Source organism: Frankia sp. RB5, assembly GCF_059816245.1.
This window is the reverse complement of record NZ_JCBATA010000081.1, coordinates 1-26,280: the sequence shown is the minus strand read 5'-3', so window position 1 is coordinate 26,280 and position 26,280 is coordinate 1. Positions and strand designations below refer to the sequence as shown.

Annotated in this window: 18 protein-coding genes, 2 tRNA genes and 1 pseudogene; 5 read left to right on the top strand and 16 right to left on the bottom strand. The window is 72.3% G+C overall.

Going from position 1 to position 26,280, the window contains the following annotated elements; all coding sequences use genetic code 11:
* Positions 1 to 8: 8 nt before the first annotated feature.
* From AC6EXY_RS29505 to AC6EXY_RS29495, 3 genes are all read right to left on the bottom strand, one after another.
* Positions 9 to 740, bottom strand: a complete 732-nt coding sequence (locus AC6EXY_RS29505; protein WP_499817273.1) for a hypothetical protein — start codon at positions 738 to 740, stop codon at positions 9 to 11.
* Positions 741 to 810: 70 nt separating this feature from the next.
* The gene (locus AC6EXY_RS29500; RefSeq protein WP_101831281.1) at positions 811 to 1,485 is read right to left on the bottom strand and encodes a Crp/Fnr family transcriptional regulator; all 675 of its coding nucleotides are present in this window, start codon (positions 1,483 to 1,485) and stop codon (positions 811 to 813) included.
* A 315-nt stretch (positions 1,486 to 1,800) separates the two neighbouring features.
* On the bottom strand, positions 1,801 to 2,772 hold the full coding sequence (locus AC6EXY_RS29495) for a pirin family protein (protein WP_101831273.1): 972 nt from the start codon (positions 2,770 to 2,772) through the stop codon (positions 1,801 to 1,803).
* Positions 2,773 to 2,997: 225 nt separating this feature from the next.
* Between AC6EXY_RS29495 and AC6EXY_RS29490 the strand changes: the two genes are divergently transcribed.
* Complete coding sequence (locus AC6EXY_RS29490) at positions 2,998 to 4,209, top strand: zinc-dependent alcohol dehydrogenase (protein WP_101831282.1); 1,212 nt, start codon at positions 2,998 to 3,000, stop codon at positions 4,207 to 4,209.
* Here AC6EXY_RS29490 and AC6EXY_RS29485 read toward each other — a convergent pair.
* From AC6EXY_RS29485 to AC6EXY_RS29455, 7 genes are all read right to left on the bottom strand, one after another.
* Positions 4,199 to 5,011 (bottom strand): adenylate cyclase, encoded by an 813-nt coding sequence (locus tag AC6EXY_RS29485; protein WP_499817272.1) that lies wholly within the window; start codon positions 5,009 to 5,011, stop codon positions 4,199 to 4,201. The genes AC6EXY_RS29490 and AC6EXY_RS29485 overlap by 11 nt on opposite strands.
* A gap of 65 nt (positions 5,012 to 5,076) precedes the next feature.
* Positions 5,077 to 5,307, bottom strand: a complete 231-nt coding sequence (locus tag AC6EXY_RS29480) for a hypothetical protein (RefSeq protein ID WP_499817271.1) — start codon at positions 5,305 to 5,307, stop codon at positions 5,077 to 5,079.
* Positions 5,308 to 5,956: 649 nt separating this feature from the next.
* Positions 5,957 to 6,032, bottom strand: a tRNA-His gene (locus AC6EXY_RS29475).
* 173 nt (positions 6,033 to 6,205) lie between these two features.
* Complete coding sequence (gene orn / locus AC6EXY_RS29470) at positions 6,206 to 6,877, bottom strand: oligoribonuclease (RefSeq protein WP_499817270.1); 672 nt, start codon at positions 6,875 to 6,877, stop codon at positions 6,206 to 6,208.
* Between the two features lie 97 nt (positions 6,878 to 6,974).
* The gene (locus AC6EXY_RS29465; RefSeq protein ID WP_101831277.1) at positions 6,975 to 7,463 is read right to left on the bottom strand and encodes a hypothetical protein; all 489 of its coding nucleotides are present in this window, start codon (positions 7,461 to 7,463) and stop codon (positions 6,975 to 6,977) included.
* A gap of 514 nt (positions 7,464 to 7,977) precedes the next feature.
* On the bottom strand, positions 7,978 to 10,572 hold the full coding sequence (gene lon / locus AC6EXY_RS29460; protein WP_101831283.1) for an endopeptidase La: 2,595 nt from the start codon (positions 10,570 to 10,572) through the stop codon (positions 7,978 to 7,980).
* A 363-nt stretch (positions 10,573 to 10,935) separates the two neighbouring features.
* A complete protein-coding gene (locus AC6EXY_RS29455; RefSeq protein ID WP_101831279.1) occupies positions 10,936 to 11,652 on the bottom strand; it encodes a response regulator in 717 nt (238 codons plus the stop codon).
* Between the two features lie 487 nt (positions 11,653 to 12,139).
* Here AC6EXY_RS29455 and AC6EXY_RS29450 point away from each other — a divergent pair, with 487 nt between their 5' ends.
* Positions 12,140 to 13,714, top strand: a complete 1,575-nt coding sequence (locus AC6EXY_RS29450; RefSeq protein WP_101832793.1) for an aldehyde dehydrogenase family protein — start codon at positions 12,140 to 12,142, stop codon at positions 13,712 to 13,714.
* Between the two features lie 85 nt (positions 13,715 to 13,799).
* Here the strand turns inward: AC6EXY_RS29450 and darG are convergent, their stop codons facing one another.
* The 4 genes and pseudogenes from darG to AC6EXY_RS29430 form a co-directional block, all read right to left on the bottom strand.
* Positions 13,800 to 14,909: a type II toxin-antitoxin system antitoxin DNA ADP-ribosyl glycohydrolase DarG gene (gene darG / locus AC6EXY_RS29445; RefSeq protein ID WP_499817269.1), complete on the bottom strand. Its 1,110-nt coding sequence runs from the start codon at positions 14,907 to 14,909 to the stop codon at positions 13,800 to 13,802.
* 17 nt (positions 14,910 to 14,926) lie between these two features.
* Positions 14,927 to 15,196, bottom strand: coding sequence for a DarT ssDNA thymidine ADP-ribosyltransferase family protein (locus AC6EXY_RS29440; protein WP_499817268.1), 270 nt, complete (start codon positions 15,194 to 15,196; stop codon positions 14,927 to 14,929).
* Positions 15,197 to 15,278: 82 nt separating this feature from the next.
* Entirely contained in the window at positions 15,279 to 16,043 is a 765-nt protein-coding gene (locus AC6EXY_RS29435; protein WP_499817267.1) for a polysaccharide deacetylase family protein, read from the bottom strand.
* Between the two features lie 593 nt (positions 16,044 to 16,636).
* Positions 16,637 to 17,823: pseudogene (locus AC6EXY_RS29430) on the bottom strand (RNA-guided endonuclease InsQ/TnpB family protein).
* Between the two features lie 95 nt (positions 17,824 to 17,918).
* On the opposite strand from AC6EXY_RS29430, the gene AC6EXY_RS29425 reads away from it, so the two are divergent.
* Both AC6EXY_RS29425 and AC6EXY_RS29420 read left to right on the top strand, forming a co-directional pair.
* Positions 17,919 to 19,883, top strand: a complete 1,965-nt coding sequence (locus AC6EXY_RS29425) for a TerD family protein (protein ID WP_499817266.1) — start codon at positions 17,919 to 17,921, stop codon at positions 19,881 to 19,883.
* A 165-nt stretch (positions 19,884 to 20,048) separates the two neighbouring features.
* Entirely contained in the window at positions 20,049 to 20,855 is an 807-nt protein-coding gene (locus tag AC6EXY_RS29420; protein WP_499817265.1) for a DUF459 domain-containing protein, read from the top strand.
* Between the two features lie 24 nt (positions 20,856 to 20,879).
* On the opposite strand, the gene AC6EXY_RS29415 is transcribed toward AC6EXY_RS29420, so the two are convergent.
* Positions 20,880 to 21,230 (bottom strand): hypothetical protein, encoded by a 351-nt coding sequence (locus AC6EXY_RS29415; RefSeq protein ID WP_243407712.1) that lies wholly within the window; start codon positions 21,228 to 21,230, stop codon positions 20,880 to 20,882.
* Positions 21,231 to 21,349: 119 nt separating this feature from the next.
* Positions 21,350 to 25,339 (bottom strand): ABC transporter ATP-binding protein, encoded by a 3,990-nt coding sequence (locus AC6EXY_RS29410; RefSeq protein ID WP_499817279.1) that lies wholly within the window; start codon positions 25,337 to 25,339, stop codon positions 21,350 to 21,352.
* Positions 25,340 to 26,127: 788 nt separating this feature from the next.
* Between AC6EXY_RS29410 and AC6EXY_RS29405 the strand changes: the two genes are divergently transcribed.
* A tRNA-Lys gene (locus AC6EXY_RS29405) sits at positions 26,128 to 26,200 on the top strand.
* The last annotated feature ends 80 nt before the right edge of the window (positions 26,201 to 26,280 follow it).

Here is a 26,280-nt window from a genome sequence, read left to right as displayed (position 1 = left end):
GTGAACCGTCAGTCGGGGACGAGTGCGAGCCGGGCGGCCCCGACCCGGCCGGCGCCGGCGGCGGCCGTGGTGAGCGGGCCCGGACGCGGCGCCGCGGGCCGGGACGTCGTGGTGGCCGCGTTCGCCAGCGGCACCAGCGGCACCGTCGGTGAGGACGCCTCCGCGTGCAGCCACACCTCGGCGCGTCGCCCCGCCGCCAGCCCCGTCCGGGCCCGGCGGAAGTCCCGCCCGCGCAGCCCCGGGTAGTCGTGCTCGACGACGTCGTCGAACAGCTCCGCGGACACGGCGAGGGCGAGGTCGGCGGCCGGCCGGCGGACGAACTCGGCGCGCAGCGCGGCGCAGTCCCGCAGCTCGACTACCCTGCGCACGGCGCGGCCGGAGAAGCCGTGCTCGTCCAGGTGGGTGATGCCCTGGTGCAGGGCCACCCGCAACCGCAGTCGGGCCGGCGCCGCCGCCCCCGCATTACGCTCGGCGAGTACCGCGCGGATTTCCCCGGCGAAAGCGGCGACGAAACGGCCCTCGTCGATTCCCGGCGGCAGCAGCGCGAGTTCACCCCCGCCGTCCGGCGGGCGCAGCCAGTATGCCCGGTCGCATTCGCCGAGTCGCCGCGCGCGTTCGATGACGGCGTCGAGATCCCGGGCCCAGCGGCGTGACCGTGGCCCGCCGGGCGCCGCGTCCCCGGTCCGCTCGGCCGTCAGTGCGATGCATATCCGGCGGATTCCCGGTGGTCTTTCGCTCACGTTCACACCTCCGCGGTCAGGGCCACGGGGTTTCAGTGTCGCGATGGGGCGGGCCGGGTGCCTCGTATTCCTACGGGTTTGCCGCGCGCCGCAGCGCCTCGAGGTCCTGGATCACGATGGCGCGGTACCCGGTGGCCAGCACCCCACGGTGGCGCAGCTCGCGCAGCGCCTTGTGCACCGTCGGCTCGGCGGCCCCGACCAGGGCGGCGAGCTCGGGCTGGGTGAGGGCGACACCGACGCGACGCCGCCCGTCCGGCGTGGATCCCCCGTAGGCCCGTTCGAGTTCCAGAATGACCCGCGCGACACGGACCGCCACCGAACAGCCACCGAACTCCACCCGTCGGCGCGTCGCCGAGCGCAGCTTCGCCCCGATCGTGCTGCTCACCACCTGGTGGACGTCGGGCTGGCGATGCAGGAAGGCGACGAACGCGTCCGCCGCGACGACCTTGGCGAGCACCGCCCCGGCCGCCGTGATGGTCGCCGAGCGCGGCTCGGAGTCCAGCCCGGCGAGCTCGCCGATGAGGTCGCCGCCGTGGCGGATCGCGAGCAGCGCGAATCCCCCGTTCTCCGTGGTGGCGGTGACCTTGACCCAGCCGGTCAGCAGGATGACGACGAAGTTCGTGCGGTCGCCCTCCCGCATGAGGACGTCCTCACTGGCGAATTCACGGTAGGTGCCGAGCTGAAGAATGTCCGCCCGGGCGCTCTCGGGAACCCGGCCGAGAACACTCGCCGGCGGCCATTGCATCCGCCCCGGCCGCGGGCCTGCGGTGGACTCGTTCTCCGGTCCGGTCTCCTGCAACACGACGCCCCCTCGGTCACCTGACCGCCGCCGGCCGGCGAAGGCGCTACGTCGTCGCCGGGCACCCGGACATCATGCGTCCGAACACGAATCCAGCATACTGTCCTCATTCTCGCGGACGCCATTCCGGAAGCCTTCACCGCGGATTGTCCGCCAGGCGACGGCACCCGGACAGCCCGGCCGGCGGGCCGGCCGGGCTGGGTCTCGGCGGCGGGTTCAGCTGGGTTCAGCTGGGTTCGGCCGGGCTTGGGACGCGGCGGGTCAGGCCGGGCGGTGGGGCATGAGGGCGCCGTCGGGGATCACGCCGAGGCGGCCAGCCTGAAAGTCCTCGACGGCCTGGGCCAGCTCCGCGCGGGTGTTCATGACGAACGGCCCGTACGTCTCGACGTGCTCGCGGATCGGGCGACCGCCGAGCAGCAGGACCTCCAGCGCACCGGTCGCGGAATCCGGCCGGGCGTCCGCGGCCACGGTGACGAGATCACCGGCGCCGAGGAGCGCGAGCTGGCCGGAGTGGATCGGGGCCGCGGCCGGGCCCACCGCGCCCCGTCCGTCCAGGATGTAGGCGAGCGCGTTGAACTCCGGGTTCCACGGCACGTGCACGGTCGCCCCCGGGGCCACCGTCAGGTGCACGACGGAGATGGGCGTGTGCGTCGAGCCCGGCCCGCGCTGCCCGCCTACCTCGCCCGCGATGATCCGCAGCAGGGCGCCGCCGTCCGGCGACGCGGCAAGCACGACCTGGCCGGCCTCGAGGTTCTGGTAGGCCGGCGGGGTGAACTTGTCCCTGGCCGGGAGGTTCACCCACAGCTGGATGCCGTGGAACAGCCCGCCGCGCACGACCAGGTCCTCCGGCGGCGTCTCGATGTGCAGGATGCCGGCGCCGGCGGTCATCCACTGCGTCGCGCCGTCGGTGATGAGGCCGCCGCCGCCGTGCGAGTCCTGGTGCTGGAAGATGCCGTCGATCATGTAGGTGACGGTCTCGAAGCCGCGGTGCGGATGCCACGGGGTGCCCTTGGGCTCGCCGGGCCCGTAGTCGACGGCCCCCATCTGGTCCATGTGGATGAACGGGTCGAGGTCGGCGAGACGGACGCCGGCGAACGCGCGGCGGACCGGGAATCCCTCCCCTTCGGATCCGCTCGGCGCGGTCGTGATCGAGCGGACCGGCCGGTCGACGTCGCCGAGGCCGGGCGTCCCCAGCCGGGGCAGATGGACGGTGTCGGCGGTGACGGCGGGCATGTCGTCCTCCTGGCTGTGCGCTCGGCCGACCAGGTCGGCCGGCCGCTTCTGATTGCTCGTGCAACTACCTGTTGGAACGAGCGTGCCCTGACGATTCTTCCCGCCGCAGGCGTGGCAGAGGACGGGCACGCGCAGGGGTCGCGGACCCATGCGGGGGTAGTCCACGCCTGAGGCATACCCGTGGCGGACGAGGCCCGCGGCGGCGATCGGGAGCAGGTGAGGGTGATGAGGGCGTTGACCTGGCAGGGCCGGCGGGACGTGCGGGTGGAGGATGTGCCCGACCCGCGGGTGACGGAGCCGACGGACGCGGTCATCCGGGTGACCTCCACCGCGATCTGCGGCTCGGACCTGCATCTCTACGAGGTGCTCGGGATGTTCCTGCGTCCCGGGGACATCCTCGGCCACGAACCGATGGGCGTGGTGGAGGAGGTCGGGGCGGAGGTGGCGAACCTGCGGCCCGGCGACCGGGTGGTGGTGCCGTTCACGATCTCCTGCGGTCACTGCTGGATGTGTGATCGCGCCCTGTACGCGCAGTGTGAGACGACCCAGGTCCGCGACACCGGCAAGGGTGCCGCGCTGTTCGGCTACACCTCCCTCTACGGCGCTGTCCCGGGCGGGCAGGCCGAGTACCTGCGCGTCCCGCAGGCCCAGTTCGGGCCGGTGAAGCTGCCGCCGGGGCCACCCGACGAGCGTTTCCTCTACCTGTCCGACATCCTGCCGACCGCCTGGCAGGCCGTCGCCTACGCCGACGTCCCCGACGGCGGAACGCTGGCCGTGCTCGGACTGGGCCCGGTCGGCCAGATGTGCGTCCGGCTCGCCCGGCATGTCGGCGCGGGCGGGATCCGGGCGACCACACCCCGCGAGGTGCGGGTGATCGGGGTCGACCGGGTGCGGGCCCGGATGGACCTGGCGGCGCGGCACGGAGCCGACGTCCTCGACGTCGACGATCCAGGCGACATCGCCGCGCGACTGTTCGGGCTCACCGACGGGCGCGGGCCGGACGCGGTGATCGACGCCGTGGGCATGGAGGCGCACGGCGCGCCCTTGGGGAAGGCCGCGCAGGCCGCCGTGGGTCTGCTGCCGGACTCGCTCGCCCGACCACTGGCGCAGCGGTACGGCCTGGACCGGATGGCCGCGCTGCACACGGCGATCAGGGCGGTGCGCCGCGGCGGGACGGTGTCGCTGTCCGGCGTGTACGGCGGCGAGGTCGACCCGATGCCGATGATGGACCTGTTCGACAAGGGCGTGCAGCTACGGATGGGGCAGGCGCACGTCCGCCGGTGGACCGACCAGATCCTGCCGCTGCTGACCGACGCCGACGTCCTCGGCGTCGAGACCTTCGCGACCCACCGGCTCCCCCTCGCGGACGCGCCCCACGGCTACGAGATCTTCCAGAAGAAGCTGGAGGACTGCGTCAAGGTCGTGCTCACCCCGTAGGCGGCCGGGCCGCGCGGTGCTGCCGCGCGAAGAAGTCCAGGGTGACGTGGGTCTTGGTCTGCTGCGGCCAGGTGAGGTCGATGCCGTGCCTGCGCATCAGGGCGGCGGTGCCGGCGGCCGTGCGCAGGGCCTCACCGGGAGCGCAGCGGGTGGACAGCTCGAGGATCCGCGAGCCGTCCGGATAGACCCACCGCTCCGCGAGGAGACGACCGTCAAAGCCATCCGGCCGAATCCTGCGTCGATACGCCAGGACCGGGCCGAAAAGCATGAGCTCGTTGACGTCGATATTGTCCGCCCGGGTCGCGAGCAGGCGCAGCTGCGGTTTCGTGAACAGCGCTCTCAACGGGCCCCGCTGGTCGACCGCGCGCTTCACGTTCTTCGCGTCACGGCGCGCTTTGATCGCCCCGGAGCAGACGTACTGGCCGGGCATTCCGTCCACCTCGACGACGAGATCCCGGCGATCGCGCAGCCGGGCGGGCAGCTCGCCGGGAACCAACGGCCGAAGTTTCACCACGGAGTCATCCGGGCCGCGGGGAATGCGGCGGGCCCGCAGGATCACCCCGTCACGATGCAGCGCCCGGTCGGGGGTGTCGAGATAGTAGACGTGCTGTGCGGGCGTCCGCGGAAAGACGAGCCCGAGCGCGACGCAGGTGGCCTCCTGGTCCGACGGCGGGACGGTCACCTTCAGTTCGAGGCGGTCGATCTGCCCGGTCAGCACGAGCAGCCGGGCGAGATCCCGCTCCGGCAGCCGCCAGAAGTTCTGGGCGGCCCTGGTCGATCCGGCCGGATGAGCGGCGCGCACCCGTAACCGGCGTACGTGACCGTGGCCGGCGGGGCGGGAACGGGGGCGAGTCGTGGACGGCATACTCAGACCAGAGTCCGCCGCGCGGGGTGGGCGGTGCCGTCACCGGCCGCATTGCAGGAATCGGAGGTGGCCTGGGCCGACGCCGGTGCCGGCGTCGTTTCCACCGCCCTCACCGCGGTTGGGTCGGCGTGGGCGAGGCCGGATTCCGCGGCGACGGCAACGCCCGCGAGGCGGAGCAGGTGATTCCCCTCGTCTCCGCCGAACTCCCGCATCAGCCTTGTCAACAGGCGCACACCGACTCCTTTCGTGTCCGCGGCTCCGCGGCCAGTCCCCGGACCAGGAGCCGGCGAGCCGGGGAAAACCGATAACCCCAGCCCGCGTCAAAGCGGTTTCCGACGCCGCGCACACGAGACCCCGCGCAGCGCCGCGAGCATCACTGCGCCGAATTGTAGTCCGCCGGCGACGCAGAGGAGGTCCCCTGCGCTATCCCGCCCGGGCCCGCCCCGAGGCGGGCCATAACCCCGCCGGAAACGCGCGGCGCCGTGACGCGCCCGCTTCCGTCACCGCGTTTCCTGTTCGGCGCCCTGCCAGGCGGGGCACGTCCCGGGCTCGGGCAGGCCAGGCGGCCCGGCGATCGGGCGGGCCCGGCGGCCCGGCGGCCCGGCGAGACGATCCGCTGCCCGCCGCGCGGGCCGCCTCGTGCAACCCCACCTCCGGGCCACGCGTCCGCCGCCGGCTCCCCCGGCCGCCGACGCCGTCGCCTCATCCCAGCCATGCCGGGATCTATAGCCACCCCTGCGCCAGCAAACGCCGCCGGCGCGACGGTTCGTGGCTCATGGCATCGCCTGGTGAGCCTGTGTCACTGCCAAGCCAGCCACGATCGCGTGCTCGGGATCGCCGGCAGGCCGGCTAGGCCTCATCCTGGCAACAGCACAGGAACTGTGGGGTGGGTGACGGGACTTGAACCCGCGGCCACCGGGACCACAACCCGGTGCTCTACCTGCTGAGCTACACCCACCGCGACCGGCTTCCGCACCGCCGGCGCACCCGGGACAGTCCGGCGATCACGGCTCGCGAGCCGCGCCTACCGGCGTGAGTCCCGGAGGTACCGCCTGGAGCGTCCTACCGAGCGAAGCCATCGTACCGGGCGATGTCACCGTGTGGGCAAGCGGGTTACCGGTGATGTGGGCATCACGTTGCGTTGGGGCTCGCGCTCGCGGTCGGGGTCGGGGGCGCGGGTGGGGCGGCGGCCTCGGCGCGGGCGGCGGCGAAGGCGTCGGTCTGGGCGCGAACCTCGGCGGCGATGGCGCGGGCCTGCTCGGTGCCGGGGCCGGGCGCGGGGACGAACAGGGCCTGCCGGTAGTAGCGCAGCTCCTCGATGCTCTCCTGGATGTCGGCGAGGGCGCGGTGGCCGCCGCGCTTGACCGGCGCGGCGTAGTACGTGCGCACGTACCAGCGGCGGGCCAGCTCCTTGATCGAGGAGACGTCGATCATGCGGTAGTGCAGGTGGGCGTCGAGCGTCGGCATGTACCGGCCGAGGAAGGTGCGGTCGGTGGCGATCGAGTTGCCACACAGGGGCGCCTTGCGCGCCTCGGGTACACGGGCGCGGACGTAGTCGAGTACGATCTTCTCCGCCTCGGCGAGGGTGAGCGTGGACGCGCGGACGGCGGCGGTCAGGCCGGACGTCTCGTGCATCTCGCGGACGATGGGCACCATCGCGTCGAGGGCGTCGCCGGGTGCTGAGATCACCAGGTCCACGCCCTCGTCGAGCAGATTTAGCTCACTGTCCGTAACCAGGCAGGCCACTTCCAGCAGCAGATCCGACGTGGCGTCCAGGCCCGTCATCTCGCAGTCGATCCACACCAGACGATCCATCCCGCTGACACTAAGGTCTGCGGCGCGCACCGTCACGCGCACCCCCGGCCACGGAGCCGAGTGGCCCCCCGGGCGGGGACGAATATCAACGAGTCTGACCCAACGAGTTACTCACCGTGAACGTCACGGAGATCTGGTTGTAGGCCGCCTCGGTCGGGATGGCGGTCAGGGTGTACTGGCCGTTTGGTACCTCGGTGGTCTGCCAGCCCCCCGACGCCACCGAGAAGATGTAGGGCGGTCGGGCCACCGGCATGTCGTAGGTCTGGATCGGGCCGTTGAGCACGTACTCGAGGGGGCCGGTGTAGCTGGCCGCCTCGACCTGGATGAGCCGGAAACCCGAGATCGTCTCGCCGTCCTTCACCCCGATGAAGCGGAGTCCGCCCGGATTGGGGGACGGGCTGGACGCCGGGTCGAGCGGGCTTCCCAGGGCACCCGGAAAGGTGGCGAGGACCGTCGGATCCATGCGGGTGCCGGACTGGTCACTCTTGTCGTAACTGAAGACCAGGATGGGCATGAGCACCAGCGCCGCGGAGAACAGCGCCAGGCCGACCCATCCGCGTCTGAGCGCGTCCACCTCGTCCGGTCCCTTCGCCGTGCCGGCACGGGGATCCGATTACTCTAACGGGTCGGCGCGTGACGACACTCACCGGGTCGGAGGTGACGCCGGCGCGGCCGGACACCGCTGGCGGCGTGGGGCTGACATCCGGGCCGGCGAGCCAGGTCAGCGTGTTCTGCGGCGCCGTCTGCCGGGTGGCCGGCTCGGGAGATGCGCGGGGCCGCGGTTGTCTCGCGGTCGTTGACGCACCCCTCGTCGACTGAGCCCCAGGATGCGCTGCTGTGCGATGCGCTCCTGCCGAAGACAGCGGCCACGATCCACGCCCCGACCGTAGCCGTGATCCGCGTCTCGTGCGCCCCGGTCACATGCTGTTTACCTCGTCCACGGCGTGTCGCTTGCCAGCCGTACGCGGCCGTATCCCGCCGCGACTGTCCGCGGTCGGCGTCCGCCCTGTCCGTTGCCCCGCGCCACCGGACCGGGCCGGGCCGGGCCGGGCCGGCGAGGTGGATACGCCAGCCCGGCCCGGATGGGCTCAGGCCGCCAGCGCTGTCGGAGAGCGGCCCGAGGCGCCCGCGGTCCGCCCGCCCCGGTCGGCCTCGAACGCCGGCTCCAGCGCCAGCTCGAGGACCTCCCGGACGTCGGTCACCAGGTGGACGGTGAGGGCGTCACGGACCGGCGCGGGCACGTCGTCCAGGTCCGGCCCGTTACGCTGGGGCAGCAGCACGGTGGTGAGGCCGGCGCGGTGGGCGGCGAGCAGCTTCTGCTTCACCCCGCCGATCGGCAGCACCCTGCCGGTCAGGGACACCTCCCCGGTCATCGCGACGTCGGCGCGCACCGGGCGGCCGGACAGCAGGGACGCCAGCGCCGTCGTCATCGTCACGCCGGCGCTCGGCCCGTCCTTGGGTACCGCCCCGGCGGGAACGTGCACGTGGACCCCGCGGTCGGCCAGGTCCCCGACGGGCAGTTCGAGCTCCACGCCGTGCGAGCGCAGGTAGGACAGCGCGATCTGCGCCGACTCCTTCATCACGTCGCCGAGCTGGCCGGTGAGCGTGATGCCGGCGCCACCGGTCTCCGGGTCGGCGAGGGACGCCTCGACGAAGAGCACGTCACCGCCGGCTCCCGTGACGGCGAGGCCCGTCGCCACGCCCGGCAGCGCCGTGCGCTCCGCCGACTCCGGGGTGTGCCGGGGCCGGCCGAGGTAGCCCGTGAGGTCGCCGGCGCCGACCGCGACCGGCAGGGTGGACTCGCCGAGCGCCACCCGCGCCACGATCTTGCGCAGCAGGCGGGCGATGGACCGCTCCAGGTCACGCACGCCCGCCTCGCGGGTGTACTCGCCGGCGAGCGCCCGCAGCGCGTCGTCGGTGACCGTCACGTCCCCGGCGGCGAGTCCGGCCCGGTCGAGCTGGCGGCGCAGCAGATGGTCGCGGGCGATCACGACCTTCTCCTCCTCGGTGTAGCCGTCGAGCCGGATGATCTCCATCCGGTCGAGCAACGGCGCCGGGATCGCCTCCAGGACGTTCGCGGTGGCCAGGAACAGCACGTCGGACAGGTCGAGCTCGACCTCCAGGTAGTGGTCGCGGAAGGTGTGGTTCTGCTCCGGGTCGAGCACCTCCAGCAGCGCGGCGGTCGGGTCGCCCCGGTAGTCGGCGCCGAGCTTGTCGACCTCGTCGAGCAGGACGACCGGGTTCATCGACCCGGCCTCGCGGATCGCCCGGACGATCCGGCCGGGCAGCGCGCCGACGTAGGTGCGCCGATGGCCGCGGATCTCGGCCTCGTCGCGCACGCCGCCGAGCGCCACCCGGACGAACGACCGGCCCATGGCCCGCGCGATCGACTCGCCGAGCGACGTCTTGCCGACGCCGGGCGGGCCGGCGAGGGCCAGCACGGCCCCGCCGCGCCGGCCGCCGACGACGCCGAGCCCCGCGTCGGCACGGCGACGCCGCACGGCCAGGTGCTCGATCACCCGCTCCTTGACGTCCGCCAGGCCCGCGTGGTCGGCGTCGAGGACGGCCCGGGCGGCGGCGATGTCGTAGGAGTCCTCCGCGCGGACGTTCCAGGGCAGATCGAGGACGGTGTCGAGCCAGGTGCGGATCCAGCCGCCCTCGGGCGAGGACTCCGCGGTGCGCTCCAGCTTGTCGATCTCCTTGACAGCCGCGGCCCGCACCTTCTCGGGCAGGTCCGCCGCCTCGACGCGGGCCCGGTAGGCCGCCGGCTCCGAGCCGGCCGCGCCTTCGCCGTCCGCGCCGGGGCCGTCCAGCTCGGCCAGCTCCTTGCGGACGGCCTCCAGCTGGCGGCGCAGCAGGAACTCACGCTGCTGGCGGTCCATGCCCTCCTGGACGTCACGGCGGATCGTCTCGGCGACGTCCAGCTCGGCGAGGTGATCCCGGGTCCAGGCCAGCAGCCGCTCCAGGCGGGTGGCGACGTCCGGCGTGGCGAGCAGTTCGATCTTCTGCGCGGTGGTCAGGTAGGCGGCGTAGCCCGCCGTGTCGGCGAGCGCGCCGGGATCGGTGATCGTGGCGACGGAGTCGACGACCTGCCAGGCGCCGCGCTGGCGCAGCAGGTCGGTCACGAGCGCGCGGTACTCCCTGGCCAGCCGATCGACATCGGCGACCTCGCCGGCCGGCGCGGCGGCGGACTGCCCACCACCGTCGGACCGCCCACCACCGTCGGACGACGTGGATGCGCTGGGCTGCGCCGGTCGGGCGGCTTGCTCCTGGCCGGCCTGCGCCACCTCGACCGCTTCCGCCCACCGCACCGTCGAGCCAGTCGGGTCGGAGCCCTCGGGGGCCGCGCGCACGGCGGTGACCCGGACTCGGACCGTGCCCCGCACGACCGCCGCCGAGCCACCCCGCGGCAGCCGGCCGACCTGCTCGACCACGCCCACCGCCGCGACCTCGGCGAGCTGCCCATCAACACGCGGGACGAGCAGCACCTCCGCCGGGCGACCGCCGGAGCGACTGGAGATCCCCGGCGCCCGGGCGTCCGAAGCGCCGGGTGCGCCACCCGCGCGGGCGGCGTCGACAGCGGCTCGGGTCTCGTCGTCGGACAGGTCGAGGGACACCACCATGCCGGGCAGGACGACGGCGTCGTCGAGCGGCAGGACGGGCAACACCCGGGTCTGAGCCATGTGGTCCACCCTCACGTGAGGAAGTTGAGTCAATCCCACTGAAGTCATCTCAGCCTACGCTTGTTCCCGAGGTTGATCGCTCCCAGCGAACAGCGGTCGACGACCGCGCGGGGCGCGCCGATGACGACCGCGCGCGGGCGCGCCGATGACGACCGCGCGCGGGCGCGCCGATGACGACCGCGCGGGCGCGCCGACGGAGGGCACGCCGAATCAGGGAGAGCGTGGGGACCCGCCGCGCCGGGCGACAGACCGCGGAGCGTTCCGCGGAACGCGATCTCTCATCAGGGATCGCGCGCGGCGGCCACGCCGACCAGCCCGGACCAGCTCGGACCGGGGCGGACGCCCCGCCAGGTCAGTTCGTGATCACTCGATGTCGAACAGGCCCTGACGGACCGCGTACATCACGGCTTCCATCCGCGAATGAAGCTGGAGCTTGTCGAGGATGTTCCGTACGTGGTTCTTCACCGTGTTCTCACTGATGAACAGCTTGCGGGCGATCTCGCGGTTGGCGCGACCCTCCGCGACCAGCTTGAGCACCTCGAGTTCGCGGGCGGTGAGGTGCGGCGCGTGCGCGCGCGGGCGGTCCTCCGTGCCCCGCGCCATCGTCGCGAACTCCACCATCAGCTTCGAGGCCATCGACGGGCTGATGAGGCTCTGCCCGTTGTGCACGGCCCGGACCGCGTCGGCCACCTCGTGCGGCGGAATCGACTTGAGCAGGTATCCGACCGCGCCGGCCTTGATCGCCTCGAACAGGTCGGACTCCTCGTCCGACACGGTCAGCATGACGATTCGGGTACGGGGCACGGCGCGCCGGATCGCACCGGCGGCGGCGATCCCGTCACGCCCGGGCATGCGGACGTCCATGAGAACGATGTCCGGCAGCGTGCCGGCGGCGATCGTCAGCGCCTCCTGGCCGTCCCCGGCCTGACCGACGACGCTGATGTCCTCCTCGATCTCCAGCACGGTCTGCAGACCCTGGAGAAACAGCTCGTGATCGTCTACCACGAGGACCCGGATCGGTGCGGAGCCCTCGATGGCGTCGGCTTCAGCGGCCGACGGCGGCATGACACTGGCCGTCATCACACACCCGGGAATCAGGGTCGAATCGCCCAGGCGACGACGCGGACGCGAACGAAAGGTGGTTCGGACACTCTTCCACTCTACGTGATGAAGTACATACCCGAGGTCGTGACAGCGCCCTGGCGACGGCGGCGTCTCCCCCCAATAACGCATCCGACATGCCGGAAATAGTACGCGGTAGGCCCGCCGCTGCCACCGCGTATCGCCGGCTTCGTCGTCCCAGCAGATCAGCAACGGCAGCGGAACGGCAGCGGTTTCGGCCGGTCAGGCACCCTGGGCACCACACGGAGCCCACACTCCGGATATCCGCCGCCAGATCCCCGAAAATCGGACGCATCATGTCCGCATCTCCTAAGCGCGGCGGTTCCCCAATGACCAGCAGTCATTAGGGCGACGTGGTAATCCAAGGGCCATCCAAATACCGGATGCGAGGATTGCACCGGGCGACTGGTGGCGCGTTCGCCGTCCTCCCGTCAATCTCATCTGTATGACCGCGCCCACCAGTAGCCCCCGCCCCCGACTCCACATCAAGCCGGGTACGACCTGGTCCGAAGCGTTCAGCCGATGCCGGGAGACCGCGCCGGAGGCGTTCGACGAGGACGGCCGCCTCCGTAATCTCTGGGGAGGGCAATGGCACCGCAGTGGCACTCCTCTGCACAGCCTGTCGCCCATTGACGGCACGCCGATCGCCGGCCCGCCGATGATGGAGCAGGATGAGGCCCGCGAGGCGATCCGCGCGGCCCTCGATGACCACAAGGAGTGGCGTGACGTCGCCCTGAGCGAGCGCAAGGCGCGTGTGCGCGCGGCGGTCGACGCGATGGACGCCCACCGTGAGCTGCTCGCCCTCCTGCTCGTGTGGGAGATCGGCAAGCCGTGGCGGCTGGCCCTCACCGACGTCGACCGCGCCCTCGACGGCGTCCGCTGGTACCTGGACGGCATCGACACGATGATCGACGGCCGCGGCCCGCTGCCCGGCCCGGTCAGCAACATCGCGAGCTGGAACTACCCGATGAGCGTGCTCATGCACGCCATGCTCGTCCAGATGCTCGCCGGCAACGGCACCATCGCCAAGACGCCGACCGACGGCGGCGCCGCCTGCCTCACGCTCGCCAGCGCGCTGGCCCGCCGCGAGGGCCTGCCCGTGTCACTGGTGTCCGGCTCGGGGTCGCGGCTGTCGGGTGCGCTGGTGCGCGCGCCGGAGATCGGCTGCCTCGCGTTCGTCGGCGGCCGGTCCGCGGGTGGGCAGGTCGCGGCCGCCCTGGTCGACACCGGCAAGCGGCACTTCCTCGAGCAGGAGGGCCTCAACGCCTGGGGAATCTGGGAGTTCTCCCAGTGGGACGTGCTCGCCGCCCACCTGAGGAAGGGCTTCGAGTACGGCAAGCAGCGCTGCACGGCCTACCCCCGCTATGTGGTCCAGCGTCAGCTGTTCGACCAGTTCCTCGAGATGTACCTGCCGGTGGTCCGGTCGGTGCGGTTCGGGCACCCGCTGGCCGTCGAGGCCGATGACGACCCGCTGCCCGAGCTGGACTACGGCCCCGTCATCACCGCCGACAAGGCCACCGAGCTCGCCGCGAAGGTCGACGAGGCAATCGCCAAGGGCGGCGTGCCGCTCTACCGGGGCGACCTCGCCGACGGCCGGTTCCTCGACCATCAGGACACCGCCGCCTACGTGCCCCCGGTGGCGATCCTGCACCCGCCGGCGTCGTCCGCCCTGCACCACGCCGAGCCGTTCGGCCCAGTCGACACGATCGTCATCGTCGACTCCGAGGCGGAACTTCTCGCCGCGATGAACGCCTCCAACGGCGCGCTCGTCGCCTCCCTGGCCTGCGACGACGAGTCCCTCGCCGGGCGCCTGTCCGGTGAGCTCGCCGCCTTCAAGGTCGGGGTGAACAAGCCTCGCTCCCGCGGCGACCGGGACGAACCGTTCGGCGGCCGCGGCGCGTCGTGGAAGGGCGCGTTCGTCGGCGGCGCCCACCTGGTCCGCGCCGTCACTGTCGGCCCGGACCCGAACGAGCGCCTCGTCGGCAACTTCCCCAGCTACTCCCTCTTCCCCGAGGTCTGACGTCCCACAACATCCGACCTCCGTCGGGCCCTGGCCCAGACGACCGCTCGTCGCCGGCCGGCGACGTCGATCGCCAGCGCCACCCCTAGCCGGCGCTCGCGACCGGGCCGTCCGCGTACGGCTCGGTCGCGGCGCCCGCCTCCGGCCACGCAAGCCATCCCTGTTCGTACAGTGCCGTCCACGCAGCCCGCACATGACTGTCCGTGAACATGTGCCCCTTCCGCGGCGACCGCGCACGCACACGCCGCGCGGCTTGGACCGGATCCTCGCGGACCTCCGGGTTCTCCTGGACGGTCCAGTGCACGCCGGCCAGAAGCTCCAGGCCATATGCGGACTCGAAACCTTCGATCAGATCGAGGACGCGCCCCAGCCGCCTGGTCCGCTCAGGGTGACCGGACAACACCGCGGCCGCGAGCGCGTCCGCGCCGGGCACCACACGGATCGGCTCCGCCTCCTGGACTCGCGCACCACCGTCAGCGAACCCGACAAGGTAGTGGCCCTCAAGACTGATCAAGGCGTGGCTCAGGTTGTCCGCGTACGGCCCGTGCTGCGCACGGCGAAAGTCCAGCCGCAGAGACTCGCCCGCAACCTGAAGGAAGTAGAGCAGCTTCTGCACCTCGACGAGCGACGCGCCGGAGGCACACTCGACGTATGTGTTGATCAGTCGAACCACCACCGCCCGGGCCGGCGTCATCTGCGGCCGTCTCGCCCGGGTAGTTGCCAGGTCCGCCGCCGAAGGTCCGGAAGGCGGGTACAACAGAACGAGAACGTCCGGATCAAGAGCCGCCAGGGCATCCCGTATCCGCGGCTCGACCTCGCCCCAGTCCAGACCGCCATGGCCACACCCCAGCGGGGGCACGGCCAGCGACCGTATCCCGAGCTCACGCGCCACGCGGACGAGGTCGACCAGGCCCCGTTCCACATCCGCGAGACGGGAACGGGATCTCCAATGGGCCTTGGTCGGGAAGTTGATCACGTACCTGGGACCTGTCATCGCGCCCGTCGGCCAGACTTGCACACGACCAAGTTCGATCTGCCCTGCCTTGGCCGCGCCCTGGTACTCGTCGAACATCGCGGGATACGCCCGGCGGAACTGCAACGCAATGCCCTTGCCCATCACGCCGGTGGTGTTGACGGTGTTGACCAGCGCATCGACATCGGCGTCGAGCAGATTGCCAGCCACCTCCGTGATCATGACCGTCATCCCATGCCTCAGAAGCACCAACCTGGTCTGACCACCGTCGAGACCCTCACACCCACCGTAGCGAGCACCTCCCGGGCCCGCCGAGCCTGGGTCAACGAGTGGACCACAATCTGCGTGAAGGCAACGGCGGGAACCCGTTCGTGGACGAGGCACTCAGCCATCCGACGTTCCCGCCGGTCGGGCTCGTCGTCGCTCTTCGCCCAGTGCGTCGCCCTCATCAGATCCCAGTCGACGAGCGCGTCGAGCTCGCCGTCATCTCTTCGACCGGCCCCGAGCACGCAAGACACGAACCTGTAAGGGTATGCCGCGCTATGCAGCCAAATGACGACACCCAGCAAAGAGCCTGAGGGTGGACCCGGCTCAGCGAGGGTCGGACAGGCCGTGGTCGGCGAGGGGGCCGAGGCGCAGGCCGGCGTCGTCGCAGCGGGCGGCGAGCTCGGGCAGAGCGCCCAGGGCGCTGCGCCAGGCGCCGGGGGCCGAGGTGCAGTCGCAGTCGTGCAGCAGGACCGTCGCGCCGCCGCGCAGGTCGGGGGCGAGGGTGGCCAGCACGCTGCGCGGGGTCGCCTCGGCGGTCCAGTCCCTCCCCCACGCCGACCACAGCACGGGAGTCAGCTCCAGCCCGCGGGCCGCGACCAGCAGGCCGGCGGAGAGGACGCCGTGCGGCGGGCGGACGAAGCGGGGCAGGCGACCGGTGGTCTCGGCGATGAGGTCACGGGTGCGGGCGAGCTGGTCGTGGGTTGATCGCGGGCCGCGCAGCAGCATCGGGCGATGGTCCCAGCCATGCACGGCGAGCTCGTGGCCGGCGGCGACCATCTCGCGGGCCAGGCCCGGGGAGCGCTCCAGCAGGCCGCCGAGCATGAAGAAGGTGGCGCGCACCTCGAGCTCGGCGAGCACGTCGAGGAAATGCGGCGTCGACGCCGGATCCGGCCCGTCGTCGAAGGTGAGCGCGACATGGTCGGCCGCGCCGATGCCCGCCAGGCCCGGGGCCACCCGCAGCCGCAGCCGGCGCAGCGTGGTCAGCGACGGCAGGCCGTAGCCGAGCCCGGCCGTGGCGGCCAGCGTCACCGCCGCGCCCGCGGCGCGACGGCCCCCGGCGTTCCCGCGCGTCGTGACGGACCGCGTCATAGCGCAAACTCTGCCACATCTGCGGTGGCAGCCCGACCGCCACCCCGGAAGTCCTGATCATCTCCTGGATCGGCCTCGACCAGAACGCCGAGGAGGAGGCTGATTTCCCGCGGAGGGGAAGCGCGTGCGGGGGAAGGCGGCGCCGGGTCGCGAACTCCGCGCTTCGTGTCCGGTTTGTCCACGAATGCGCGACACGGGCCGCCGCGACGTTGCCATCACGCTGCCACGATCCGCTACGACGACGACCGGGAAGATCACGATTCCACCCGGGTGGTGCCTGGCCGTCATCCGGGGCAGGACGATCATGGGCAGCGCACCGGGCGTGAATGAGGAGCGCGCGCAGGAGCGTCCAGGCATCCACCGCAAGACGCGCAGCTCCGACATGCCGGAACCGGTGATGTTCGGCGTAGTCGGCATACATTTTCTCCGAGCTTGCTTCCTTCTCCATCTCGGCGCCGCCGCGTACGAGCGTCCGACTGACCCCGCCGATCCACCGGTCCACCGGTCCACCGGTCCACTGATTCGCCGATCCGTCCGGAAGGGCCTCTTGACGTCCTCCCTCGTCTGAAGCTGAAGGCGGGGGATTCCAACTCCTACACATCCACCAGAGGGGGTGCGCGGTGTTGAGGTTCACGGTTCACGGGCACGGCCGACGCCGTGCCTCCCCGCGCGGTCACCGCACGTCCTGCGGCGATGTTCACTGCTGCGTTGACGTCCGCGTTGGCCGTGTGCCCGCAGGCGACGCACCGGAATACCGCTTGGCTCTCGAGGTTCCCAGGCGCCGTATGCCCACAGGCCGAGCAACGCTGAGACGTGTAGAAGGCCGGGACCTTTTCGACCCGGCCGGGGGCTTTCTGTTCGAGACGGTGGACCAGACATCCCCAGCCGGAGCCGAGGATCGACCGGTTCAACCCGGCTTTCCGCCGGACGTTGCGGCCCGGCATCTCCACCGTGCCCCGGGCCGACCGGGTCATACCCAGGATGTTCAGATCCTCGACACGGATCAGATCGTACCGCCGTGCCAGGCCGGTCGAGGTTTTCTCGATCCAGTCCTTCCGCCGGTCGGCTTCCCGCGCTGTCACCCGGGCGATCCGCACTTTCACCCGGGCGCGCCGGTTACCGCCCCGCCTGCCCCTGGCGAGCTGGCGTTGCAGCCGGCGCAGCCGTGCGGCCTCGCCGGCTCGCAGCCCCGGGCAATGCAGAAGCTCACCGGTCGACAGGGCGGCCGAGACCTTCACACCCCGGTCGACGCCGACGACGGTGCCGGTACCGGGCGCGTCGATCGGCTCGGGGACCGCCGCGAACGCGACGTGCCAGCGGCCAGCGCGATCCAGGGTGATCCGGTAGGACCTGAAGTCCGGGACCGGCGGGACACACGGAACTTCACCCAGCCGACTTTCGGCACCCAGCAGTGGGACCAGCGCCGGTTCAGCTTCTCGACCCGGGCGTTTTTCCCCACGACCTGGAAACCTTCGGACCGGCCGCGTTTCCGAAATCCAGGTCGCCGATGCGAACCACCGAAAAAGTTTCGCAGGGCCTGGTCGAAATCCCGCAGGGCCTGCTGTTGCACGGTCTGGGATCCGGCCCGAAGCCAGTCGAACTCGGCCCGCGCTTCGGTCAGCTGCCGACACCGTTCCAGATGGTTCGGCGTTTCACCCCGGTAGGGTGTCCACCAGGACTGCTGTTCCACGGCAAGGTTCCACACAAACCGCGCATGCCCGCAGTGCTCTTCAAGTCCGGCGACCTGCGCGGGCGCCGGAACGAGACGGTAGCGGGTCATATTCCAATTCTACAGAAAGGATCGCCCATGCGCTTCAGCGTGGGGCGCCGTTTCCTCTCCGGCCTGAAGGCCGGAGCATCCACGGCGCAAATCCGATGACCCCGGCTCCGGCCCTGCGCAAGGGCGCCAACACACCCGTTCCCGCCGGGGAGCTCTGGATCACGGTCGGCTGGGCGCCGGGACGGATGGTGGACGTCTGCGCCGTCCTCGTCACCGACCTCGACCGGGTCCGGTCGGACGCGGACTTCGTCTTCTACAACGCGCCGACCCATCCCTCCGGCGCGGTCGCGCTCGCCGCCACGGCACCGGGTGCGGCCGGCCTTGTCGCGAGACTGCCCAGGGTGGAGCCGGCGGTACGCCGGATCGTGATCGCCGGATCGCTCGACGAGGGCACCTTCCTCGACCTCGCCGACCTGAGCATGGTTCTCGCCGACGAGGACGGCCGGCCGCTCACCCGGTACGTGCCGGAGCCCGACGAGCCGGTCACGGCCCTGGTGTTCGGTGAGCTGTACCGCCGGGGCGGCGGCTGGCGGTTCCGTGCGGTCGCCCAGGGCTGGGACAGCGGGCTGGCCGGTCTCGCCCGCGGCTTCGGCATCCAGGTCCGCGACGACCCGGCACCCGACAACCATCCGGCCGAGGGCCCCCGCACGGCCGATGCCGCTCACCCGGGTGACGTCATCCACCCGCGCGACGTCATCCACCCGCGCGACGGGCGATCCCGCGAGCGCCCGCCAGGCCGACGATCGACGCCGCGCACCCAGGTCCTCCCGGACGCCGACGCGGACGTCGCCGACGCCGCCGCCGACGTGCCGGACACCCGGCCGGACCATCGCACCTCCATACCTCCGTCGGAGCCGCGCGCCGGCTACGCCGATCCCGACGACGCCCCGGACCGCGACGCGTTCCACGACCGCGACGACCGCGACGACCGCGGCCGGATCATCCGCGGCGCGGACATGGATGTCGGTGGTGTGGGCGCGGATGCCGAGACGGAGTCCGTGATCCGGGCGGACTGGTATCGCGATCCGGTGCGGCCCGGCCACATGCGCTGGTGGGACGGGGAACGCTGGCAGGGTCCGCCCGAGCCGATCCACGCCGAGACGGAGACGACCTGCGGCCGGTGCGGCGCCACCAAGCGGTGGCGGTTGTTCGGCGGACCGCCGGCGTGCGAGCCCTGCGCTGAGGATGCACGGGCCTTCCTGTGGGACTGGCGGGGCCGGGTGGTGGCGAGCCTCGCCCGGGAGGACCCGACGGGCGGCGGCCTCGAACCGCTGTGGGCCGAGCTGCGCTACCAGCGGATCCCGCCGGCCGCGGGCTGGGAGGCCGTCCAGTCGGTGGGGCGGGCGCATCTGGAGCGGCTGGCGGCGTTCGCATTCGCCGACGGGATCGTCGAGCCCGCGGAGGTCGAGCGGATCGAGGCCGCGGTCGCCGCGCTGGGCCTGGCCGGCCCGTGGCTCGACGAGCTGCGCGGACGGCTCGCCCGCGGGCTGGAGCTCAGTCGGATCGAAGCCGGCGAGCTGCCCCGGTTACCCGAGGGCGGCCTGCACCTGGAACTCGACGAGATCCTGCATCTGGATGTCTCGGCCACGCTGGTGCGGCCGGGGGCACACGGCCCGCGGCACTCCCTCGGCCGGCTGATCGGCACCAACCGCAAGCTGCGGTTCCTCGCCGATGCCGGGCGCGGCGCGGAGCTGGGGCTCGCGAAGGTCGTCGAGATCGAGGCGCGCGGCGGGGCCGTCGACATCGCCGCCACGACCGCCCGCGGCTCGGGCACCTACCTCGTCGACGACCCGCCGTACGTCGCCGCGGTGCTGGCCGGGATCCTGCGGGTCGCGCGCCGGCAGGTGATCGCGCCGGGCAGCCGGGCGAGCCGGTCGATCCCGCAGGCGGTGAAGGCGGAGGTGTGGCGGCGTGACGGCGGGGTCTGCGTCGAGTGCGGCGGCAACGACCACCTGGAGTTCGACCATGTGATCCCGTTCAGCCGGGGTGGCGCGTCCAGTGCCGGCAACCTGCAGCTGCTGTGCCGAGGGTGCAACCGCTCGAAGGGCGCCCGGATCTGACGCGGACATCACTGGCTCGCGGCGCAGGAATGGGACCTGCGGCTTCGGCTGTGGCGCGAGCACCTGGACTGGGACGGTGCGGACGACGACCCGGACGGCCGTCCCCGGCGGATGAGGTCCACCGGTCGGTGGTGAGGAACACGCGGTGGCACGACGAGACGGGTGGTGCGAGAGAGTAGACGGGTGGTGCGGACGGGACGGTTGGGCCCGATCGGCTGGTTGTTCGTCGTCGCGATCGTGCTCGCGGTGGGGACGCTGGCCGTCGATCATGCGCCGCGGCGGGGGGCGCGGGTCGGACTGTGGGGGGATTCGCTGGCGTGGGAGGCGGGGGGCTCGTTCAGCCGCGCGGTGCTCGCGGATCACCGCAACGAGGTGCTCGTGCGGACGTGGGGTGGGACGGCGCCCTGCGACTGGTTGACGGACATCCGTGACCAGGTCCGGCGCTGGCGGCCGACCGTGGTGGCGCTCGCGTTCTCCGGCAACCAGGGCACGGCCTGCATGCAGGGGCGCGATCTGATCACCGCCTACCGGCAGGACGTCACCGAGGCGGTGCGGCTGCTGACGGACTACGGGGCTGACGTCATCCTCGTCGAAGCGCCGCCGCGTCGAGACCAGGAGGTCGACGCCGCCGGCCTGACGCCGCTGGACCGGGTGTGGCGGGAGATCGCGGCGTCCTGGCCGCGCACCCGGGTCGCCCCCGCCGGTCGGGCGGTCACCACCGCGACCGGCCATTTCACGCCCACGCTGCCCTGCGTCGCCGGGGAGACCTGCGGGCCCGGCGGTCAGGTGACGGTCCGCAGCCCGGACGGCGTCCACTTCTGCCCGAAGGTCGAGCCGCCGATGGTGGCGTGCCCGGTCGTCGCCACCGGCGCCGTCCGGTACGGCACCGCGATCGCCCGCGCCGCCCTGGCCCTCGCCACCGGCAAGGATCCTCGCCCCACCGCCGGCGACTCACCGCACCCGGCGGCCTGACCCACACTCAGGCAACACGGCCACTCAGGCGACGCGGCCGACGCGGCGACGGGCGGTGGCGACCCGGCGGCCGGTGACGGAGCGGCGGTGCACGCCGAGCTCGTCGCGCCAGGACAGGTAGGTCCGGTCGGGCATGCCGAGCAGGGAAAGCCGGTCGGCGAGGTCGGCGGCGAAGGCCTCCACGTCCTCGGGGTGGTGGACGCGCAGTTCCAGGCGGTTCTCGTCCACGAAGGCGATGCCGGCCCGCTGCCACAGACTGGCGTCGAGCAGGTCGGCGAGTTCCTCGGGGCTGGCGAGATCACGAGGAAGCTCCGGCCAGGCGATGTCGAGCACGAGGACGTCGGTCGGCAGGTCGGTCGGCAGGTCGGTCGGCATGATGTCCCTCCCTCTCGAACCTCTCGGCCGCGGTCGGCGCTTCTCGGCGCGACGCCGATGCCGACCGTCCCATGGTCGCTCCCCCTGGGCACTGTCTCCCCCGGCATGCGGAGGTCGAATCATGCCATCGCGGAATGGCCCGCGCCGGTGATCCCCGGCGCGCCCTCGGCGGTGAACACCGCCCACAGCCGCGCGTAGACGCCACCTGCCTGAACGAGTTCGTCGTGGGTGCCCTGCTCGGCGATCCGCCCGTCCGCCATGACCACGACCCGGTCGGCGCGGGCGGCGGTGGTGAGCCGGTGGGCGATGACGACGGTGGTCCGCCGGGTGGCGAGCGCCTCGGCGGCGGCGGTGACGGCGGCCTCGGTGGCGAGGTCGAGGGCCGCGGTCGCCTCGTCGAACAGCAGGATGTCCGGGTCGGCGAGCTCGGCGCGGGCGAGGGCGAGCAGTTGGCGCTGGCCGGCGGACAGGCCACGTCCCCGTTCGCCGACGGGATGGTCGTAGCCGTCGGGCAGGGTGGCGATGAACGTGTCGGCGCCGACGGCGCGGGCGGCCTCGCGGACCTGGTCGTCGGTGGCGTCCGGACGGGCGTAGGCGATGGCGTCGCGGACCGTCCCGGAGAAGACGAACGGCTCCTGCGGCACGACACCGAGCCGGCGCCGGTAGGAGGAGAGATCGAACTCCCGCACGTCGACCCCGTCGATCCGGATCGCCCCGCCGGTGACGTCGTAGTAGCGGGCTATCAGCTTGAGCACGCTCGACTTTCCGGCGCCCGTCTCCCCGACGAACGCGACCGTCTCTCCAGGGGCGATGCGCAGGCTGACACCGTCCACCGCGTTCGTCGGGGCGAGCCTGGTGCGGGTCTCGCCGTCGGAGCGGCTGGCGAGGGTGTAGGCGAAGCGAACGTCGTCGAGCACGATCTCGCCGCTCAGCCGGCCCTCGACCGGACGGGGATGCTCCGCAGGCGGGGTGGACGTCGGGGTGCGTAGCAGGTCGGACAGCCGGCGCAGGCCGACCATCGCCTGCTGGTAGCCGTCGAAGACCTGGGACAGCTGCTGGACGGGCGAGAAGAACAGGTTGACGTACAGCATGAACGCGAGCAGCCCACCGGCGGTGAGCGAGCCGCGGACGACGAGATGCGCGCCGACGCCGAGCACGAGCGCGAGCGCGATCCGGGACAGGAACTCGACGAACGGGAAGTACGACGCGATCATCCGCTGGGCGCGGGCGCGCGACCGTCGGTAGGCGTCGGCGAGCTCGCGGAACCGTTGCTGGTTGACGTCCTCGCGGCCGAACGCCTGCGCGACGCGCAGCCCCGTCAGGTTCTCCTGCAGCGACGCGTTGACCGCGCTGACCCGTTCCCGTGCCTCGGTGTAGGCCGCGGACGAGCGAGCCCGGAACACGATGGTCGCCACGATCAGCACCGGCAGGACGGCCATCACGACGAGCGCGAGTTCGATGTCGAGGATCAGCAGCGCGATCATGACCCCGAAGAACGACAGCAGGCTGACGATCGCCGTGGTCAGGCCGGTCTGCAGGAACGTGGACAGGGCGTCGACGTCGGTCGTCATCCTGGTCATGATCCGGCCGGCCAGCTCGCGTTCGTAGTAGTCGAGGCCGAGCCGCTGGAGCTGGGCGAACGTCTTGACCCGCAGGACGTAGAGCAGCCGCTCGCCCATCCGGCCCGTGACCCGGGTCTGCCAGATCTGCACGACCCAGTCGGCGAGGGTGATGGCGAGGGCGACGCCGGCGGTGGCGAACAGCACGTCCCGCGCGCCGGCGCTCACGCCCGCGTCGACGGCGTGGCGCACCAGCGCCGGCAGCGCGAGCCCCGCGACCGTGTCGAGGGCGACGAGCAGCAGGCCGACGACGAGCGGGACGCGAACCCAGCGCAGCAGCCGGGCGAGCGTGAACCCCGGATCGGGCTCCGCCGCGGCCGCCTGGTCGATCCTCGGGTCGTCCTCGGCCGGCGGCAGCGCGTCGACCCGGGCGAGCAGCTCCGGCGTCGGCGGGAGATCCCCGAACGCCCCACCGCCGTTCATCGCCCGCGCCGCGAACCCGCCGCCCATCCCCCGCCCGGCCGCCCCACCGCCGAACCCGCGTCCCGGCGGCCCACCGTCAAATCCCTGCCTCGGCGTTCCGCCACCGATTCCCTGTGCCGCAGTTGTGCCACCGAACCCGGATCCGCTGGGCCCGCGCCCGCCAGACCCGGCCACGCCTGTGCCCCGTCCCACGATTCCCGCCGCGTCCGCGCCGGTGTCCTGACGGCCGCCGTTGGCCTTCTCCGTCGTGCTGCCTGTCGATGTGGATGTCCCGTCCCCGGCGTGCGGCTTGGCGTCCGCCGGCTGGGACGGTTGGAGCGGCGCCGGGCCGGACTGGTCCGCGGTGTCGTCGGCGAGGGTGTCACCGGGGCCGGCGAGCAGGCGGCGGAACAGGGGGCTGCGCTCGGCGAGCTCGTCCTCGGTGCCGAGGTCGACGATGCGGCCGGCGTCGAGGACGGCGATCCGGTCGGCGAGGTGCAGGGTGGAGCGCCGGTGCGCGATGAGCAGCGTCGTGCGCCCGCGCATCACCTCGCGCAGAGTGTTATGGATCTCGGCCTCGATGCGGGCGTCGACGGCGGAGGTCGCGTCGTCGAGGATCAGCACCCGCGGGTCGGTGAGCAGGGCGCGGGCGAGCGCGACCCGCTGGCGCTGGCCGCCGGAGAGGGTGAGGCCCTGCTCGCCGACGACGGTGTCGTAGCCGTTCGGCAGGGCGGTGATGAAGCCGTCGGCCTGGGCGGCGCGGGCGGCGGCGACGATCTGCTCGTCGGTGGCGTCGGGGCGCCCGTAGGCGATGTTGGCGCGCACGGAGTCGGAGAACAGGAAGCTGTCCTCGAACACGACGCCGAGCTGGGCGCGCACCGAGGCGATCGTCAGCGTGCGGACGTCATGGCCGTCGAGGCGGACGGCGCCGGCCTGCGGGTCGTAGAACCGGGGAAGCAGCTGGGAGATCGTCGACTTGCCGGAGCCGGACGTGCCGACGAGCGCGACCGTCTCCCCCGGCTCGACGCGCAGGCTGATGTCCCGCAGCACCGGCTGCCCCGGCCGGTAGCCGAACGTGACGCCGTCCAGCTCGACGAGCCCGCGGACGTCGTCCGGGTGCAGGGTGGTGGCGTCCGGCGCGTCCGTGATCGTCGAGCGGGAGTCGATGATCTCGAAGATGCGGACCGTGCTGGCCTTGGCCTGCTGGCCGACGGTGAGCAGTCCCGCGAGGGTGCGGGTCGGGCCGATGAGGGCGCCGAGGTAGGTGCTGAACGCGAGGAACGTGCCGAGGGTGATCCGGTCGGTGAGGGCGAGCCAACCGCCGAGCGCCAGCACCGCGACCTGCCCGAGCGCCGGCACCGCCTGCATGGCCGCGGCGAACCGGCTGGTGATCCACACAGCCCGCATCCGCAGCGCGAACAGCCACCGGGCATGCGCGGCGATCCGGTCGAGCTCCCGCGACTCCTGCCCGAAGCCCTTGACCACCCGGACCCCGGCGACCGCCTCCTCGACGGCCCCCGCGACCTCACCCGCCTGCTGCTGCGCCGCCCAGGTCGCCGGAAAGACCGTGCTGCGCGACCGATACCCCAGCACGTACAGCGCGGGTCCCATGGCGAGCGCGATGAGCGTCAGCATCGGCGACAGCCACGCCATCGCGACTATGGACGCGACGAACAGCACCAGGTTCCCGGTGATCATCGGCAGGTAGGAGAGCAGCCCCTGGACCGCGCCGACGTCGGAGATCGCCCGACTGACGACCTGCCCCGTCGAGACCTGATCCTGCCGGGCCCCGTCGAGTCCCTCGATCGTGGCGAACACCTGGTCGCGTAGGTCGTACTGGACGTCGAGGGAGAGCACACCGCCGAAGTACCGCCGCACGAACGCCAACCCGAAGATCGCGAACGCCGAGGCGATCAGCACGATCAGATACGGCGTCAGCGAGTGCCGATGAGCGACGACGACGTTGTCGATCACCTGCCGCTCGACCAACGGCACCGCCGCCGTGACCAAAGTGCCGAGCAACGCGGCCCCGAACGCGAGGATCACGTTGCGCCGGTACACCATCACCGACCGCCCGATCCGCCGCACCCATCCCACGGACGCGTCCACCGAGACCGAGCCCGTCACCGCCGACTCCGTCGCGGTAGCCGGCGCCGACTCGGCGGACGGCGCCGTCTCGGCTGCTGCGGCCGTTTCGGTTGCCGCTGCCGGCCGGGATGGCGAGGGGAGTCCGCTGCGCGATCGAGGGTCGGGGACAGGACGGTCCGAGTCCGGATACCGGGTGTCGAATGACGAGGTGTCAGGATGCGGAGCGGCGGGATGGGCGGAGTGCGACACCTCGCCGTCCAGGCGGGGCGTCTCGGCTGAGGACGCTTCGGTGCTCGCGGTGAACCTCCAGGTCAACGGGATCCAACGACGCCATACCCGGCCGGGGCCGGTACAGCGATTCGACCGAGCCAGCACGCCGGCCGGTCGGCTCGGCTGACCGACTCGGCTGAGCCGGGTTCGGCACCGCTCACGGGGTACGCGCGACCGGTGCTCCGCCGGCCCGGCCTGTCCAAGACCCCACGCCAGGCGGGACGACCCACGCCCACCGCCCGGCGGCGGCACCCACGCACTCCCCCGCAACCGACGCTACGTCGCCCGACCCCCGGATGCGGCTCGCTATGTCTACCAACCAAACACCCCCCGAGCCGCCCGCATGCCCAAACCACTCCGACCCCGGACCACACCCCGCCCCCTCGGGACCCCCACCCGACGGCCCACCGCCCCAGTTCGTCCCGAAAGTCCACCCCACCCCCCGACCACGCCCCCGCCGTCACCTGGTACAGTTCTCCATGTCGACGCGGGAACCTCCGGGGGAACGCGAAGGCCAGGCGCCGTTAGCTCAATTGGCAGAGCAGCGGACTCTTAATCCGCGGGTTCGGGGTTCAAGTCCCTGACGGCGCACCCGTGAATATGCTTCTGACCTGCTAAAACGCATTCGGGTCACCCCCCTTTCTTCTTCTCTTGATCGCGGTGGGCGCCCG

What these genes read in the sequence shown, in the direction of transcription:
- AC6EXY_RS29500 (WP_101831281.1), bottom strand. Translation starts at nt 1,485, where the DNA reads ATGCAATGGCCGCCGGCGAGTGTTCTCGGCCGGGTTCCCGAGAGCGCC.
- AC6EXY_RS29495 (WP_101831273.1), bottom strand. Translation starts at nt 2,772, where the DNA reads ATGCCCGCCGTCACCGCCGACACCGTCCATCTGCCCCGGCTGGGGACG.
- AC6EXY_RS29490 (WP_101831282.1), top strand. Translation starts at nt 2,998, where the DNA reads ATGAGGGCGTTGACCTGGCAGGGCCGGCGGGACGTGCGGGTGGAGGAT.
- lon (WP_101831283.1), bottom strand. Translation starts at nt 10,572, where the DNA reads ATGGCTCAGACCCGGGTGTTGCCCGTCCTGCCGCTCGACGACGCCGTC.
- AC6EXY_RS29455 (WP_101831279.1), bottom strand. Translation starts at nt 11,652, where the DNA reads ATGACGGCCAGTGTCATGCCGCCGTCGGCCGCTGAAGCCGACGCCATC.
- AC6EXY_RS29450 (WP_101832793.1), top strand. Translation starts at nt 12,140, where the DNA reads ATGACCGCGCCCACCAGTAGCCCCCGCCCCCGACTCCACATCAAGCCG.
- darG (WP_499817269.1), bottom strand. Translation starts at nt 14,909, where the DNA reads ATGATCACGGAGGTGGCTGGCAATCTGCTCGACGCCGATGTCGATGCG.
- AC6EXY_RS29435 (WP_499817267.1), bottom strand. Translation starts at nt 16,043, where the DNA reads ATGACGCGGTCCGTCACGACGCGCGGGAACGCCGGGGGCCGTCGCGCC.
- AC6EXY_RS29425 (WP_499817266.1), top strand. Translation starts at nt 17,919, where the DNA reads ATGACCCCGGCTCCGGCCCTGCGCAAGGGCGCCAACACACCCGTTCCC.
- AC6EXY_RS29415 (WP_243407712.1), bottom strand. Translation starts at nt 21,230, where the DNA reads ATGCCGACCGACCTGCCGACCGACCTGCCGACCGACGTCCTCGTGCTC.